Annotated in this window: 15 protein-coding genes; 5 read left to right on the forward strand and 10 right to left on the reverse strand. The window is 60.8% G+C overall.

All coding sequences use genetic code 11. The features are described from left to right. From ACILRC_RS13520 to phnG, 4 genes are all read right to left on the reverse strand, one after another. Positions 1–799: alpha-D-ribose 1-methylphosphonate 5-phosphate C-P-lyase PhnJ (locus ACILRC_RS13520; RefSeq protein ID WP_395669903.1), on the reverse strand; the 799-nt coding region annotated here is incomplete at its 3' end. Beyond that, the gene (locus ACILRC_RS13525; protein ID WP_395669904.1) at positions 796–1911 is read right to left on the reverse strand and encodes a carbon-phosphorus lyase complex subunit PhnI; all 1116 of its coding nucleotides are present in this window, start codon (positions 1909–1911) and stop codon (positions 796–798) included. The genes ACILRC_RS13525 and ACILRC_RS13520, both read right to left, overlap by 4 nt. A 2-nt stretch (positions 1912–1913) precedes the next feature. Then, positions 1914–2534, reverse strand: coding sequence for a phosphonate C-P lyase system protein PhnH (gene phnH / locus ACILRC_RS13530; protein ID WP_395669905.1), 621 nt, complete (start codon positions 2532–2534; stop codon positions 1914–1916). Beyond that, on the reverse strand, positions 2531–3037 hold the full coding sequence (gene phnG, locus ACILRC_RS13535; protein ID WP_395669943.1) for a phosphonate C-P lyase system protein PhnG: 507 nt from the start codon (positions 3035–3037) through the stop codon (positions 2531–2533). The genes phnH and phnG overlap by 4 nt, the downstream gene beginning before the upstream one ends. Positions 3038–3113: 76 nt before the next feature. Here phnG and phnF point away from each other — a divergent pair, with 76 nt between their 5' ends. The 3 genes from phnF to ACILRC_RS13550 are packed head-to-tail and all read left to right on the forward strand — an operon-like array spanning position 3114 to position 5147. Further along, a complete protein-coding gene (gene phnF, locus ACILRC_RS13540; RefSeq protein WP_395669906.1) occupies positions 3114–3866 on the forward strand; it encodes a phosphonate metabolism transcriptional regulator PhnF in 753 nt (250 codons plus the stop codon). Continuing rightward, positions 3859–4551, forward strand: coding sequence for a DUF1045 domain-containing protein (locus tag ACILRC_RS13545; protein WP_395669907.1), 693 nt, complete (start codon positions 3859–3861; stop codon positions 4549–4551). The genes phnF and ACILRC_RS13545 overlap by 8 nt, the downstream gene beginning before the upstream one ends. Beyond that, a complete protein-coding gene (locus tag ACILRC_RS13550) occupies positions 4539–5147 on the forward strand; it encodes a phosphonate metabolism protein/1,5-bisphosphokinase (PRPP-forming) PhnN (RefSeq protein ID WP_395669908.1) in 609 nt (202 codons plus the stop codon). Before ACILRC_RS13545 ends, ACILRC_RS13550 begins: the two co-directional genes overlap by 13 nt. Positions 5148–5197: 50 nt before the next feature. Here ACILRC_RS13550 and panC read toward each other — a convergent pair whose 3' ends face one another. From panC to metG, 5 genes are all read right to left on the reverse strand, one after another. Beyond that, entirely contained in the window at positions 5198–6022 is an 825-nt protein-coding gene (gene panC / locus ACILRC_RS13555; RefSeq protein WP_395669909.1) for a pantoate--beta-alanine ligase, read from the reverse strand. A 40-nt stretch (positions 6023–6062) separates the two neighbouring features. Next, positions 6063–6950, reverse strand: coding sequence for a 3-methyl-2-oxobutanoate hydroxymethyltransferase (gene panB, locus ACILRC_RS13560; RefSeq protein WP_395669910.1), 888 nt, complete (start codon positions 6948–6950; stop codon positions 6063–6065). 66 nt (positions 6951–7016) lie between these two features. Further along, positions 7017–7814, reverse strand: a complete 798-nt coding sequence (locus ACILRC_RS13565) for a segregation and condensation protein A (protein ID WP_395669911.1) — start codon at positions 7812–7814, stop codon at positions 7017–7019. Between the two features lie 6 nt (positions 7815–7820). Beyond that, positions 7821–8027, reverse strand: coding sequence for a DUF3460 family protein (locus ACILRC_RS13570; protein WP_395669912.1), 207 nt, complete (start codon positions 8025–8027; stop codon positions 7821–7823). 50 nt (positions 8028–8077) lie between these two features. Continuing rightward, complete coding sequence (gene metG / locus ACILRC_RS13575) at positions 8078–10258, reverse strand: methionine--tRNA ligase (RefSeq protein WP_395669913.1); 2181 nt, start codon at positions 10256–10258, stop codon at positions 8078–8080. An 85-nt stretch (positions 10259–10343) separates the two neighbouring features. On the opposite strand from metG, the gene ACILRC_RS13580 reads away from it, so the two are divergent. Then, complete coding sequence (locus ACILRC_RS13580) at positions 10344–12038, forward strand: hypothetical protein (RefSeq protein WP_395669914.1); 1695 nt, start codon at positions 10344–10346, stop codon at positions 12036–12038. 277 nt (positions 12039–12315) lie between these two features. After that, positions 12316–14214: a DUF3857 domain-containing protein gene (locus tag ACILRC_RS13585; protein ID WP_395669915.1), complete on the forward strand. Its 1899-nt coding sequence runs from the start codon at positions 12316–12318 to the stop codon at positions 14212–14214. Positions 14215–14380: 166 nt separating this feature from the next. Here ACILRC_RS13585 and ACILRC_RS13590 read toward each other — a convergent pair whose 3' ends face one another. Beyond that, positions 14381–15676, reverse strand: a complete 1296-nt coding sequence (locus ACILRC_RS13590) for a patatin-like phospholipase family protein (protein ID WP_395669916.1) — start codon at positions 15674–15676, stop codon at positions 14381–14383. Positions 15677–15722: the final 46 nt, after the last annotated feature.

Raw genomic sequence — 15722 nt, forward strand, 5'->3', positions numbered from 1 at the left:
GCATGCGCTTGCCAGCGTCGTCGGTTATGACCTCGTCGAGAAAGCTGTCGGTGGCTCCGCACAGGGCGCAGGCGGCGTCCCAGCGCTGCACTTCAAACGGATGGTCCTCAAAGCCCAGGCTCTCCACTGTGGTGTAGGGCGGCACCGCATAGATCCGCTTTTCGCGCCCGGCGCCGAACAACTGCAGCGCGGGGTTCATGTGCATTTTGGGGTTGTCAAATTTCGGAATCGGCGAGGGCGCCATCAGGTAGCGACCGTTGACCAGCACGGGGTAGTCGTAGGTGGTGGCGATGTGGCCGTAGACCGCGATGTCCTCGTACAACTTGACGTGCATCAGCCCGTACTCGGCCAGCGCGTGCAGGGTGCGGGTTTCGGTCTCGCGCGGCTCAAGGTGCTGCATTGGCTCGGGCACCGGCACCTGGTAGACGATGATTTGCCCCTCCTGCAGCGGCGTCTCGGGGATACGGTGGCGGGTTTGGATCAGCGTGGCTTCGGCGGTGCGGGTGGTGGTTTGGACCCCGGCGGTGCGCTCGAAGAAGCGGCGAATGTTGACCGCGTTGACCGTGTCGTCGCTGCCCTGGTCGATGATCTTGAGCACCTCCTGGGGTCCGATGACCGCAGCGGTGACCTGGATGCCGCCGGTGCCCCAGCCGTAGGGCAAAGGCATCTCGCGCGAGCCGAACGGCACCTGGTAGCCTGGAATCGCAACCGCTTTGAGCAAGGTGCGCCGAATCATGCGTTTGGTGCGCTCGTCCAGATACGCAAAGTTGAAGGGCTGCGCGTCGTCGCTTGTGTTCATGCTGCATCTCCGTGGGGTGCGAGCCGCATCTTTCGGATCAGCTCCAATTCGGACTGGAAGTCCACGTAATGCGGCAGCTTGAGGTGCTGCACAAAGCCAGAGGCCTCCAGGCTGTCGCTGTGCGAGAGCACGAACTCCTGCATCTGCGCCGGTGCCTCCACCGCCTCGCCAAGCTCGTCGGCCCGCAGCGCCCGGTCCACCAAGGCCATCGCCATGGCTTTGCGCTCGCAGTGGCCAAAGGTCAGCCCATAGCCGCGGGTGAACTGCGGTGGCTCGGTCTTGCTGCCGGCGAACTGGTTGACCATCTCGCACTCGGTGATATCGATGTCGCCAATGGAGAGGGCAAAGTCCAGCTCTTCGGGCTCGATCTCCAGCGCCACGCTGCCCACGCGCACCTCGCCTACGAACGGGTGGCTGTGCGCGTAGCCGCGCTGCGTCGAATAGGCCATAGCGAGCATGAAGCCTTCGTCGGCGCGCGCCAGGTTCTGCAATCGGGTGGCCCGGTTGGCCGGAAACTGCAGCGGCTCGCGGGTCAGGTCTTTGGGGGCGGGGTCGCCCGGGGGAATGGGGCGGGTTTCAATCAAGCCCTCGTGGTTGAGCAAGTCCATTACGCGCGGGGTCGGGGTGGGTGTGGTGGTGGCCGCTGCGCTCTGCGCGGATTCATGCGACGAGGCTGTCGCGGCATGCCGGATGTGGGTTTCACCTTGCGCCAGCAACGTGAAGTCCAGCAGGCGCTGGGTGTAGTCGTAGGTCGGACCCAAAACCTGCCCGCCGGGCAGGTCCTTGAAGGTTGCCGAGATCCGGCGGTCCAGTTCCATGCAACTGGTCTTGAGTGGCACGCTGTTGCCCAGGCGCGGCAAGGTGGCACGGTAGGCGCGCAGCAAAAAGATGGCCTCCACCAAATCGCCACTGGCTTGTTTGATGGCCAGCGCAGCGAGTTCGCGGTCGTGCACCGAGCCTTCGTTCATCACCCGGTCCACTGCGAGTTTGAGCTGCTGCCCGATTTGCTCGACGCTGAGTTCGGGCACGGCGGGGTCGCCTCGGCGCTGCTGCGCCAAGCGGTGGTAGCTGTTGAGGATGGCGGTCTCGCCGCCTTTGACTGCGACATACATGCTCAGCGTCCTTCTGCGGTAGAGATCCGGGTGGTGCGTGGCAGGCCCACCAGACATTCGGCGCTGGTCAGCAAGACATCCACGCCGCGTGGAAAACGACCGTGGTTGGCGCTCCACTGCGCGGCGAAGTCGGCGGCCAGGCCATGGGCGCGCAAGCGGGTAGTGGACTGTATGCCCGGCCCGCTGAGCACCCAGGCGTCGGGGCCGTCCTGTGTATCCAGGCCTGCTGTCTCCAGCACACAGGTGGCCGATTGGTCGGGGTAGGCATCCGAGCCCTGCGCCAGTGCGTCCAAGCGGGGCATGGCATCGCCTTGGGCCACCCACACAAACCCAGCTTCGTGGGGGCTGGCGACCACTGTGCAGCCGGTGTGAAACCGCAGCCAAGCCGCGTTGCCCGATGCATGGCGTGGCGAAAGCCAGACGGTGCAGTCGGCATCGAGCATGGCCAACAAGACGGCGCCTGCTGCGCGATGCGCGCTATCGGGAATGTGGGCGTCGCACGTCACGGTGAAGGGTCGGCCCGGGTGCGACAGCGCCTGCAGTGCGGCGCGAAAAACCGCCTGGCTGCCCAGCGATGCATCGGAGAAGCCTGGGCCGATCTGGGCGAGGTCGGGCGCGCTCATGGGGCATCCTCGTCACCGTCGGCGCCGCCGGATTCGCGGGCTACGGTAAAGAACTCGACCTTGGTGCTTTGCGCCTGCGCCTGCCGTTGTGCACTGCGCTGGGCGCTCCATTGCCTTAGGGGCTGCAGCAAGTTGGCGTCCAGCGCCTCGCGGTGCGCCACGTCTTGCAGCAAGGCGTCGGCCGTCGCCGCAAGGTGCGCCTTGCGGTGCAGGCGTCCCAGCACGTAGGCCACACCGACATGGCGCGCGCCGCCCGACGCGAGTCGCAGCGCGCAGCGGGTTACAGTGACTTCGCCGAGGTTAAAGCGCTCACCGGTGGCACCGGCGCGGCCCTGCACCATGTACAAGCCGGTTTCTGGCTTGCGCAGCCAGTCGGGTGCAGCGCTGGACCAAGGCGCCAAGGCAGACTCCAGCAGGTCCAAAGGCGCACGGGCCAGCAGGGCCATCCACGCTTGTCGGTCGGCGCGTGGATCCACCGCCTCGCTGTCAAATGCCTGAAACATCTCGGTGGTACTGTGCATAGTTGTATAGACAAATTTATTGCAGCAGCGAAGCTTAACCAGCCCGCATGTAGATTTCATGACAAGCATTTCTTCATCCGTCCCCTTGGCCAAGGCCGACCCTCGCGAACCTTTTTGGACCCGTATCGCATCGGACCTGGCCGATGCCATCGTCCGTGGCGCCTACCGCCCGGGCGACCGGCTTCCTTCAGAGAACGTGCTGGCCGAGCAGTTTGGCGTGCACCGCCACACCATTCGCAAGTCCTTGGCGAGCCTGTGCAGCAAGGGGCTGGTGCGCAGCACCCAGGGCAGCGGAACCTACGTCGAGGACTTTGCGGTTGACCTGGTGCTGGCCAAGCGCACACGCCACCAGCACAACCTGTCGCACGCCGGTCTGAAGGGCGGTTTGCGGGTGCTGCGCGCACGCACCACGCGCGCCACCAAGGCACAGGCCAGCGCGCTGCAGCTTGCTCCGCGCAGCAAGCTGCTGCTGCTGGATGTGCTGGGCGAGGCCGAGGGCGTGCCCTTGCATGTGAGCGAGCGGGCGTTCCCGCTGCCTCGCTTTGCTGGGCTGGATGCAGTGGTTGCCGAGACTGGCTCCATCACCGCAGCGTTCCTGGCCGCGGATGTGGCCGACTACACCCGCCGCGAGAGCCGCATCACGGCCCATTTGCCAGACCCCGAAGTTGCAGCGCACCTACGCCAGCCGCCCAGCCGTCCGGTGCTGCGTGTCGACAGCGTGAACGTGGACACCGCAGGCGTGCCCATCGAATTTGCGGTGACTTGGTTTGCTGGCGACCGGGTGCACTTGGTGGTGGCGCACCATGACTGAGCCGGTGCACCACCGCTACGCGGTCTACTACGCGCCTGCACCGGGCAGCGTTTGGTGCGATGCGGGCAGCCGTTGGTTGGGTCGCAGCGCCCGCGATGGCGGGCCCGATGCTGCCATGCTGGACGCAGCCACCGTTGTGCCACGGCGCTACGGCTGGCACGCCACCCTCAAAGCCCCCTTTGCGCTGCGCGACGGACATGGGCTGCAAATGCTGCGCAGCGCGCTGCGCCGTTTGGCCGCGCAGCTGCAGCCCGTGCCACTGCCCGCGCTGCGGGTGCGCCTCTTGGGCGACTTTCTGGCCCTGGTGCCGCAAGGCGACACCACCGCCATCGACCGAATTGCAGCCGCCTGCGTCACCGAATTGCAGCCGCTGGCGGCACCGCTGGACGAATTGGAACTGCAGCGCCGCCGCAAGGCTGGTTTGTCGGCCAGCGAAGATGCCATGCTGCTTGCGTGGGGTTACCCGTATGTGCTGGCGCATTACCGCTTTCACATGACGCTCACCGGACCCTTGCGCGACCTGCCAGCGCCGCTGCGCGCTGACCTGCAAGCGGCGGCAGAGCGGGCATTCCATGGCCTGCCTCACACCGGGTTGGACAGCTTGTCCTTGTTTGCAGAGCCCGCGCCGGGCGCAGACTTTGTGTTGCTAGAACAGTTTGCCTTGGGGACCGCATGCCCCACCTGATCTATGTGGTCGGCCCCTCGGGCGCGGGCAAGGACAGCGTGCTGGCCTGGCTGCGTCAGCGAATCCCGGCATCGCAAGGCGTGCACTTTGCGCAGCGCTGCATTGACCGGCCTGTGCAGGCCGTCTCGCAGCCGCAGCACGAGTCGGTGACGTCGCCCGGGTCCCAGGGGTCGCATGAAGCGCATGAGGCGGTGGACACTGCCGGTTTTTCGGCCCTGTTACAGCAGCAGGCTTTTGCCATGCACTGGACAGCCAATGGCCACCACTACGGCGTCCGCCATGCGCAGCTGCAAGGCCCGCCCGGAACCCGTTGGGTGTTGGTCAATGGTTCGCGCGGCCACTTGCCCCAAGCGCTGCACACCCACCCCGCCCTGCATGTGCTGCACATCACCGCGTCCGCGCACATCCTTGCGCAGCGGCTGCAGGCGCGCGGTCGGGAGTCGGCTGCGCAGATCGAGGCGCGGCTGCAGCGCGCACAGGCATTCACACCCTCGGGTGCGCTCCACCACTTGGAGGTGTGCAATGACGCAACGCTGGAGGACACTGGACAGCGCTTGCTTGCCGCACTGCGAACGCTGCCGCACTGGCAGGTCTAATCGTCCGTTGACGTCAGGCGCGGCTTGCACCGCGTGCGCTAGACGCGCGCTCAGACCTCGACGTTGTCGATCAATCGCGTTTCGCCCAAGCGCGCCGCTGCCAGCACCACCATCGGGTCTTGGGGTGCGGGGGCTTGAAGATCAGTCTGGCGGCGCACACTGACATAGTCGGGCGCCCAACCACTGGTGCGCAAGGACTGCAGCGCTTGCGACTCCAGCGCCGCGTAATCGGTGTTGCCCGCGCGCAGTGCATCTGCCACGCCATGCAGCGCGCGCGAAAGCTCTGCTGCCTGGGCCCGCTGCGCTGGGTTGAGGTAGCCGTTGCGCGAGGACAGGGCCAGGCCGTCGGCGCTGCGGTGGGTCGCGATGCCGACGATGTCCACCGGCAGCGCGAACTGCCGGACCATGTGGCGGATCAGCAGCAGTTGCTGGTAATCCTTCTTGCCAAACACCGCGCTGCGCGCCTGGGTGCAGGCCAAGAGCTTGAGCACCACCGTGCACACGCCCACAAAAAAGCCGGGCCGAAACTGCCCTTCCAAAATGTCGGCCAGCGCGGCAGGTGGCTGCACCTTGTAGGTTTGCGGCTCGGGGTAGAACTCGGCCTCGCTGGGCGCAAACACCAGATCGCAACCGGCCGCCTCCAGCTGGGCGCAGTCGGCCTCCAGGGTGCGCGGGTAGCGCTCAAAGTCTTCGTGTGGGCCAAACTGCAGGCGGTTCACAAAAATGGTGGCCAGGGTGATGTCGCCCAGCGGCTGGGCCGCACGCACCAGCGCGAGGTGACCGTCGTGCAGGTTGCCCATGGTGGGCACCACGGCGGGATGGCGGTAGGCGCTGAGGGCCTGGCGCAACTGGGCCAGCGTGTGAACGATCTGCATGAAAAATGAGAGTTAGGTTTGCCGTGGCAAACAAAGGTGGCTACCAGGCGTGTACCGCGTTGTCGGGGAAGCTGCCGTTCTTGACTGCGGCTACGTAGTTTTCCATCGCGCCGCGAATGCTGCCTGCGTCATGCATAAAGTTGCGCACGAACTTGGGCATCTTGCCCAAATTGAGGCCCAGCATGTCGTGCAACACCAATACCTGACCGGCAGTGCCATTGCCCGCGCCGATGCCAATGGTGGCGCACTGCAGCAGCTCTGCGGTGATCGCACTGGCCACATCGTGCGGCACCATCTCCAGCACCAGCATGGTGGCGCCAGCGTCCTGCAGCTCGTGCGCCTGCTTTTTGAGCAGCTCGGCCGAGGCCTGGGTTTTGCCTTGCACCCGGTAGCCGCCCAGCGCATGCACCGTTTGCGGGGTCAGCCCGAGGTGGGCGCACACCGGAATGCCGCGCTCCACCAAAAAGCGCACCGTCTCGGTGGTCCAGCCGCCGCCTTCGAGTTTGACCATGTGGGCACCGGCGGCCATCAGCACCGCCGCGTTGCGAAACGCCTGTTCCTTGGACTCTTGGTAGGTGCCAAAAGGCAGATCGCCGATCAACCAGGCTGTGCCCTGTGCACGGCGCAAGCCGCGGGCCACGCACTCGGTGTGGTGGCGCATGGTTTCCAGCGTGACGCCCACGGTGCTGGCCAGGCCCTGGCAGACCATGCCCAGCGAGTCGCCCACCAAAATGCACTCGATGCCAGCGGCGTCGGCCACGGCGGCAAAGGTGGCGTCGTAGGCGGTGATCACCGCAATTTTCTCGCCGCGCAATCGCATTTCTTGCAGGCGCGGCAGGCTCATGGGCTTGCGGCTGGGCATGGGCGACGCGGGTGGCAAGGTGCCGTAGGGCGTGGCGTGCAGGGCAGCGGCGTTGACTTCGGTCATAGGGTGGCTCCTACAAAGTGGGGCGAATGCTAACCGCAGACAGTGGGCCTGATGCGCGCGGGTGTTTCAGGTGGGTACGTAGGCCAGCCGCACGTATATCGGTGCAAAAGCCTCCGCCTGGGTGATCTCAATCAGCGTCTCTTTGGCCAGCTCCAGCAGCGCAATAAAGGTGACTACCAGCACCGGCGCGCCGCGCGAGGGATCAAACAGGTCTTCAAAACCCACAAAGCGCCGGCCCTGCAGCCGCTTGAGCACCATGCCCATGTGCTCGCGCACCGAGAGCTCCTCGCGGCTGATTTTGTGGTGCTGCACCAGCGTGGCGCGTTTGAGGATGTCGCGCCATGCCTCTTGCAAATCGACCACATGCACGTCGGGGAAGCGCGGTGCCAGGCTTTGCTCGATGGCGATTTCGGCTTTCAGAAAGTCGCGGCCGTACTGCGGAATTGCATTCAGGCGGGCCGCGGCCAATTTGATTTGCTCGTACTCCAGCAGGCGGCGCACCAGCTCGGCGCGCGGGTCTTCGGCCTCTTCGCCACCAGCGGTTCTCTTGGGCGGCAGCAGCATGCGCGACTTGATTTCGATCAGCATCGCCGCCATCAGCAGGTATTCGGCGGCCAGCTCCAGGTTGCGCGCCCTGATCTGGTCTACGTAGACCAAATACTGCTTGGTCACGCTGAGCATGGGGATGTCGAGTATGTTGAAGTTTTGTTTGCGGATCAGGTACAGCAGCAGGTCCAGCGGCCCCTCAAAGGCCTCCAGGAACACCTCCAGCGCATCCGGCGGGATGTACAGATCCTGCGGCATTGCAAACAGCGGCTCGCCATACAGGCGCGCCACCGCAACGTGGTCGACCACTTCGGTCATGCCGGCTTACTTGGCTTCGGTTTGGTAGACGTAGGGTTTTTGCGCGACCTCGGCCTTGCGGTAGCCCCGCCAAGCCAGCCGGTCCACCACCTTGTCCCACAGCAGGGCGCGGCCTGAGCGTTGCTCGGCCTCCAGCGTGGGCTTGGCCGCTTTGAGCTGGTCAATGAACTGCGTGGTGTCGGAGCGGTAGTCGGGACGGCGGAAAAAACTCATGGTGGTACCTCTGGGGGCTAGTGTAAGGGCCGGTTTTTTTGGACGGAGGCTTAGTGGATACGCATGCCCGGTGCAGCGCCTGGCCAGGGGTTCAGAATGTAAATGCCGGGATGTGCTTTGTCGTCGCCGTGGCTGGCGGCGAGCACCATGCCCTCAGACACACCGAACTTCATCTTGCGCGGCGCTAGGTTGGCTACCAGCACCGTGAGCTGGCCCACCAACTGCTCGGGTTGGTAGGCACTGGCAATGCCGCTGAACACATTGCGCAAGCGCGGTTGGCCTGCGTTGTCGGTTTCGCCCACATCCAGCGTTAAACGCAAGAGCTTGGTGGAGCCCTCGACCGGCTCGCAGTTCACTATTTTTGCAATGCGCAGATCGACCTTGGCGAAGTCGTCGATGGTGATAGTGGGTGCGATGTCTTCGCCGCCGGGGGCGTTGGGGTCTGTGGGCGTGGTCGCGGCGGCTTGCGTTTTGCCTTTTGCTGCTGCTTCGGGCGCTGCGTGCGCAGGCTTTGCTTGGGGCTCAGGCTCCTGTACTTCGAACAACGCGTCGAGTTGCTCGGCGGTGACGCGTTGCATGAGGTGCTGGTACTGGCCGATTTGGTGGCCTACTGGCAGCGGTGCTGCCGCACTTTTCAAGCTCAATGCATCGCATCGTAAGAATGCTTCTACTGCACTCGCGACGCCCGGCATGACGGGTTTCAGGCAGGCCGTCATCACGCGAAACATCTGAATAGCCTCAGAACTTTTTTCTGCGGCTAGCTCTGATTTGCCTTCTTTCACGAGCTTCCATGGTGCTGCGGTGTCAAAGCGATAGTTCACTTCGTCTGCAAAGGTCATGATTTCGCGCAGAGCTTTGCCGTACTCGCGCTGTTCGTAGTGCTCGGCGACTAGCTTCAAGAGGTCGCTGCTTTTCTTGGGGGAGTGCGCATCGAAATCCGAAGACACCAACTTTCCCTCTGGCAAGAACTTAGCCGCCCGGCTCGCAATATTCACAAACTTGCCAACCAAATCGCTGTTGACCCGCGCCATGAAGTCGTCGGCGTTGAAGTCGATGTCTTCGTTGCGCGCCGACAGTTTGGCGGCCAGGTAGTAGCGCAGCCACTCGGGGTTCATGCCCAGGCGCAGGTACTTGAGCGGGTCCAGGCCGGTGCCGCGGCTTTTGCTCATTTTTTCGCCGTTGTTCACCGTCAGGAAGCCATGCACAAACACGTTGGTGGGCGTCTTGCGGCCGCTGAAATGCAGCATGGCCGGCCAAAACAGGGTGTGGAAGGTGACGATGTCTTTGCCGATGAAGTGGTACTGCTCGGTGTCGGGCGCGGCGATGTAGTCGTCAAAGCTGCGGCTGTCGCCGTGCTTCGCTTGGGGGCCGCCGCGGTCGAACCAGTTTTTCAAGGACGCGAGGTAGCCCACAGGTGCGTCCAGCCACACATAAAAGTACTTGCCCGGCGCATCGGGAATCTCGATGCCAAAGTAGGGCGCGTCGCGGCTGATGTCCCAGTCGCCCAGACCCTCGCTGGTGGAGCCATCCGGGTTGGTGCGCACCGTGAACCACTCTTTGATTTTGTTGGCGACTTCGGGCTGCAACTTGCCGTCTTGCGTCCACCGTTCCAAAAACTCAACGCAGCGCGGGTCAGAGAGTTTGAAGAAGAAGTGCTCGGAGTTCTTTAACTCTGGCTTCACGCCCGACAAGGTCGAGTAGGGGTTAATCAGGTCGGTGGGGGCATACACCGAGCCGCACACCTCACAGTTGTCGCCGTATTGGTCTTTGGAGTGGCACTTGGGGCACTCGCCCTTGATGTAGCGGTCCGGCAGAAACATGTTTTTCTGCGGATCGAAAAACTGCTCAATGGTTTTGCGCTCGATCAGCGAGCCGCCCTGGCTGGCCGGAATGTCGCGCAGGTCGCAATAAATCTGCCGCGCAAGCGCCGTGTTTTCGGGGGAGTGGGTGCTGTGCCAGTTGTCAAAACTGATGTGAAAGCCGTCCAGGTAGGGCTTGCGCCCAGCGGCGATGTCGGCCACGAATTGCTCGGGCGTTTTGCCCGCCTTCTCTGCCGCAATCATGATCGGCGCGCCATGCGTATCGTCCGCCCCGCAGAAGTTGACCACATGCCCCTGCATCCGCTGAAACCGCACCCAAATGTCGGCCTGGATGTACTCCATGATGTGCCCGATGTGGAAGTTGCCATTGGCGTAGGGCAGGGCGGTGGTGACAAAGAGTTGGCGGGGCATGGAGGATGGACTTTCACACGGTAGCCGCACATTTTAGTCGGGGTCATCTTTTAGAATGACAAGAGCACAAAAGGGGAGGATTCGCATGAAGAGGCTGATTCTGGCCGCGTTGTGGGGGTGCGTAGCATTAGCGCATGCTGCTCCTCCGCTCCCTTGCATTGAGCTCGAAGAAAAAACTGGCTTGCAGTTCAGAGAGCAACTGTCGCAACTGTCATCAGCCGAGTTGACAGAACTTCAAAATCAAGCCGAAGCGGAGCTTGAAATAGCTGGCGTCGTTCCGGGTCTCATGCAGTTCTGCGGAATAGGTGTACCGAAGAATGTTGAGGCAGCGCTCGCCACTTGGAAAACCGCTGCATTGGAAGGGCGCAACGCTGCTTCTTTGATGCTATTTGCCTTCTACATGGGGGAATTCGGGGATGCGCCAGATAAAGTGAAGGCTGCAGAGTGGCTGATATTCGCAGCGCAAACGGGAGACCCTGAATTGCAGTTTGCACTGGGTATGGAGTATCTGCAAGGTGGGATTGTTCCTAAGGATGTTGCCCAAGCGGAGCGGTTTTTGTTGAGGTCGGCCGGGCAAGGAAATGCCGACGCGCAAGAGAAGCTGGGCAGTGTTTACCTGGACGCAACAAGATACTCCGACGCTTTGAAATGGCTTAACTTGAGTGCTTTACAGGGTCGTAAGGATGCGCAGTATTTGATGGGGCGTATTTACCGCAATGGTTTAGGTTTAAAAGCGCGAGACGCAGCCACTGCGGTAAAGTGGTGGCGATTGGCGGCAGAGCAAAGGCATTCGGAAGCGCAACTCGAAATCGGTCGTGCGTATGAATATGGTGTTGGGGTTGAAAAAAATCACACCGAGGCTATCAAGTGGTACCAATTTGCTGTAGAGCAGGGGTATCTGCCGGGCATGGAAGCACTGGCCGAATTGTACGAACTTGATGCAGGCATGCGGTACGACAAAGCGCTGGCATTCCATTGGTGGTTGAGGATGGCGTTGATACATCAGCATCTACCAGCCCAAGTTCGCGTTGGGTGGATGTATATCCGAGGCATTGGCGTTGCAAAAAATCCTGTCGAAGGCGTGAGATGGTTTCGCATGGCGGCTGAGCGGGACATGCCCGAAGCGCATACGTCACTCGCTCTTGCTTATGAGTATGGACTGGGCGCTCCTGTGGATTTTGATATTGCGTTTGGATTGAGACTTAAATCGCATAACCGTGTTCATCGGAACGAGCTTATTGATTCTTGTGCTTTTTTGCCTGAAGACCAGTTGAACGAACGCGATGCTCGAGATTTCCGCCGAAATATGCATACTAGAACACCAGAGACATTTGTTCACAAAGCGGAAAGTTATTTGACTTCAGGCAATCCCCCCGATGCTTTATGTTGGTACCAAAGGTACGCAGACTCGGCGTATACAGAGGGGCGATATTCATTGGGAAAATTTTATCTTGCGAACGGCGGCATCCCAGTCGATACAAAACGCGGTCTACATTACCTGCGAGTAGCTGCTGCACAAGGTAGTGTCCCAGCGAGGGTGAGTTTGGCCCAAATGTTTGAGGCTGGATATGTGGTTCCAAAGAGTTTGGTGGCAGCATGTGCCTTGCGGTTTACCACCAGTAGAGGTCTCAAGGATTTGGATAATGTGATTGACACCTGTCACTTATCCATAAAGGACAAAATGACGGCTGATCAGATTATGCTTGCTACGCAACTGATTCGTGATATGTTGATGCCGGGGCAGTATATTAGTTCTCTTGATCGCGCTATCAGTCAGTAGTTTTTCAAGTTTAGTTTGCGATGTGATCAAGGTCGCTGAAAATTAGACCGCAGTTCGATTCGCCTAGTTGCAATTCAACACTTGGTAAATCGGCCAGAGTTGCTTTGTCGAAACAATGCGTGTAGCTCGCAAATGCGTTTATCGAGCTCGTTGAGTTCTTGGAAGTTTTGAACTTGACTTTTAGGATGGGAGATGAGTTTTGCCAATTTCAAAAAAGTGCTTGATGGCGTGGAGTGCGGCTTGCTGTTTTGTGCTGACCGTGGGTTGGACTCATGCTATGCCAGTTGTTCCTGAGTTCAAGATCGAGAAGCTTCCGGCCTGGGTTACCCCAATCGCTCCGGATTTGAATGTGGTGACATCGCAAAGCAAGCAAAGCGATGGTGTTTCCTATCTGCTGGCAGACAGGCAGGTTTACATTCAAGGAAGCAACAGGCACTCCTATAGTCACTATGCTTTCAAAATTCAAAATGAGCGTGGTTTGGAGAACTCTTCTAATATCGAGATCCGTTTTGATCCTTCTTACCAAACGTTGCTACTACATTCAGTGGATATACTCCGCGGTGACAAGAAGATATCTAAACTGGCTCCATCGGCCGTTAAGATTCTGCAACGGGAAAAGTCACTAGAAAAGTTGATATTCAATGGTTCCAAAACGGCGAATTTGCTTTTGGAAGACGTTCGCGTTGGAGATGTGGTTGAGTATGCATACAGTGTGCGTGGTAGCAATCCTGTTTTCGGCGGAAAGCATTACGGTTTGTTTGAGTCCCAGTGGGGTATTCCGGTACAGCAGGTGTATTCGCGCCTGGTAACCGAAACAGGTCGCAATCCCACGATCAAGTTGCAAAACGACCATCCTGAGCCAACCCGACGATCTGTAAACGGTAGGGATGAATACATATGGGACCAGCGCGATATGGTGTCGCTTCGCGTGCGCAACGATGCGCCTGCCTGGTTTGACCCATTTCCCAGCGCGCAATGGAGTGAATTCCCGGATTGGCAATCTGTGGTGAAGTGGGCAGCGCCCCTTTATACACCCCCAACACGTATCCCTGCTGAGTTGGCAGCTGAGGCACAACGAATCAAGAGCAGGTTTGCTGATCCCGCCGACCGGACGGTGGAAGCATTGAGATATGTGCAAAGGACAATTCGTTATCTTGCTGTCCAGGTGGGTCCAGGGTCGCACGCTCCCACGCGACCGGAAGTTGTTTTGTCCCGCCGATTCGGCGACTGCAAGGACAAAACCTTGCTGACCCTCACTCTGTTGAAGGCATTAGATATCCAGGCGAGCCCTGCATTGGTAAACACCAGGTATGAAAGGGCGATTGCGCAATGGCAACCCTCGCCCGGCGCATTTGATCATGTGATTGTCCGAGCCAAAATCGGTGATGCATTTTTCTGGCTTGACCCCACTTTGCAGCCACAGATGGGGGGGCTGCAGGATATTTCTCAATCCGACTTTGGATATGCGCTGGTTTTGGAGCCGCGAGAATTGGGCCTCACTGAAATGCTGCCGCGTAGCGCTGCCGAGTACAAGCGTAATGTGCTGGTTGTGTTTGATAGCAAGGCGGGCATGCACCAACCCGTGCCCTTTACTGTGACCACAGTCTTGGAAGGTTTGAGCGCAGAACGCATGCGTAACCAGTTGGCCAATGATTCTGCTGAGGAGGTGCAAAAGCGACTGGTTAACTTCTTTGCGGATTTTTATCCGAACCTTGTAGTTGTTCGCCCTTTTGAGCTGAATGATAACTTGGCCACTAACCAGCTTACGTTCACCGAATACTACGCAATTCCTGATTTTTGGACCGCGGACAAAGATAACCGAATGACAGCGTATGCTGCCAGCCCGGATGTGAACGACTATTTGCGTGCTCCGCGAGATAGGGTACGCACCGAGCCATTGGGGTTGCAGCACCCAGTGACTGTGCGGCAAACCACCTATGTGCTGCTACCTGAATCGTGGACCTTCAAGGCGGAAGCGTCTAAAGTCAAAGATCCTGCTTTTGAAGTCGAAAGCTCCGTCAAGTTTTCACCAGGTCTTTTGACCCTTATGGATTCCTATCGAAGCTTGTCGGATTCAGTTCCAACCCAAAACATGCCAGCGTATCTCGAAAACTTGCGCAGCGCGCGCAATCTGCTGGGGTTCAGCTTCAATCGATCTGCCAAGGAAGTAGATTGAGTCTCTGCCCTTTCAAGACGGGTCCAACTTTGATATTGAAACGGCCTGTGCGTGTAAACGCTTTTGTCGGCCCCTGATGGTTGCTGACTCGAACGTTCACGCCACAGTGGTCGCAGGGGAGGGCCCCATTTTTGGGGACACTACTTGCTGCGATTTTTCAACCGCCTTAGGTGATCCGAATCCGCAACGGATCCGTCCTGCGCTCCGGCCGTCCCGCGCCAGGCTCACTTGCGGGCCCAGCAGCCGGATCCGTCCACCCAAAAAACCGACATATCTCCGCGCGCTGCCGCTGCGCATCCGCTATCCCCAGCGCCATCAGCTCCGAGGTGTAGCCGCTCTCAAACAGCAGGTAGCTGGCCAAGGCTGCGCCTTTCACGTCGGCCTTCTCGGAGGACACGCCCACGCCGCCCAGCATGGTGCGCACCGCGTGGGGTAGTTCGTGCACGTGGCGGGCGGCCACGGCGTCCAGGCGTTGGCTGGGTGCGATCACCAGCAGTTCCACCGGCTTGAGGTTGCTGGCCTGGCGGGCGGCCTCGGGCACCAGTTGCAGGGTTTGGTTGACGCGCCGCACCCGCTCCACATCCACCGCCAGCGCATCCAGAAAGATGTTGGACAGCGCGTGGCCGGCAATTTGCGCAAGGCTGGGGTAGGCGTTGGTGGTGTGCAGGTGCGCTTCGCCTTTGGGCTCGTGCATTCGGCCCGCGCCCACCACCAGCACGCGCTGCGCACCCAGGTGGATGGTGGGCGCTATCGGTGCACTTTGGCGCATGGAGCCGTCGCCAAAAAACTCGTGGCGGCCGTGGATGTGCAAGGCAGTGGCGGGGAACACAAAGGGGATGGCGCTGGACGCCAGCAGGTGTTCGTGGGTGATGCGGTCGCGCACCGCATAGCGCTGGGTGCGCACCCAGGGCATCAGGCGCTTGTCGCCTTCAAAAAACGTGACATGGTCGCCGGTGCTGTAGCTCGATGCCGACACCGCCAGCGCCTGCAGATGGCCTTGCCGCACCAGATCGGGCAGCCGCTCCAGGGGCACCAGCCGTTGCAACAGCTGGCCCAGCGGCGCGTTGTCCAACAGTGACTTGGGCTTGACGCGCCGAAACTTCGCCAATATCCAGCCCAGCGACAGCAAGGTCAGCCAGGTCGCGCCCGAGCGCAGCATGCTCAGGTGGTCGGCGCGGTAGACCTCGTGGGCGTGGAAATTGCGCCAGGTGGTGGCGATGAGTGACACGCTGCTGTCAAAGTCGTCGGCACCGCAGGCCAGCGCTGCGGCGTTGATGGCCCCCGCCGAGGTCCCCACGATGATGGGAAAGGGGTTGGGCTGTGCCTGGGCACCGCACTCGCGGCGGATGCTGGCAATGGCTTCGAGCACGCCCACTTGGTAGGCCGCGCGCGCGCCACCGCCTGTGAGCAGCAGGGCCGTGGTGGGTGGTGTGGAGGGCGCAGGGGCTTCGCTGGGCTGCATGCAAAACATTATGGAATGCACCGTGCCCTTGCCACAGCGTGGCTGC

Source organism: Rhodoferax sp. (assembly GCF_044236835.1).
Lineage (GTDB): Bacteria > Pseudomonadota > Gammaproteobacteria > Burkholderiales > Burkholderiaceae_C > Allorhodoferax.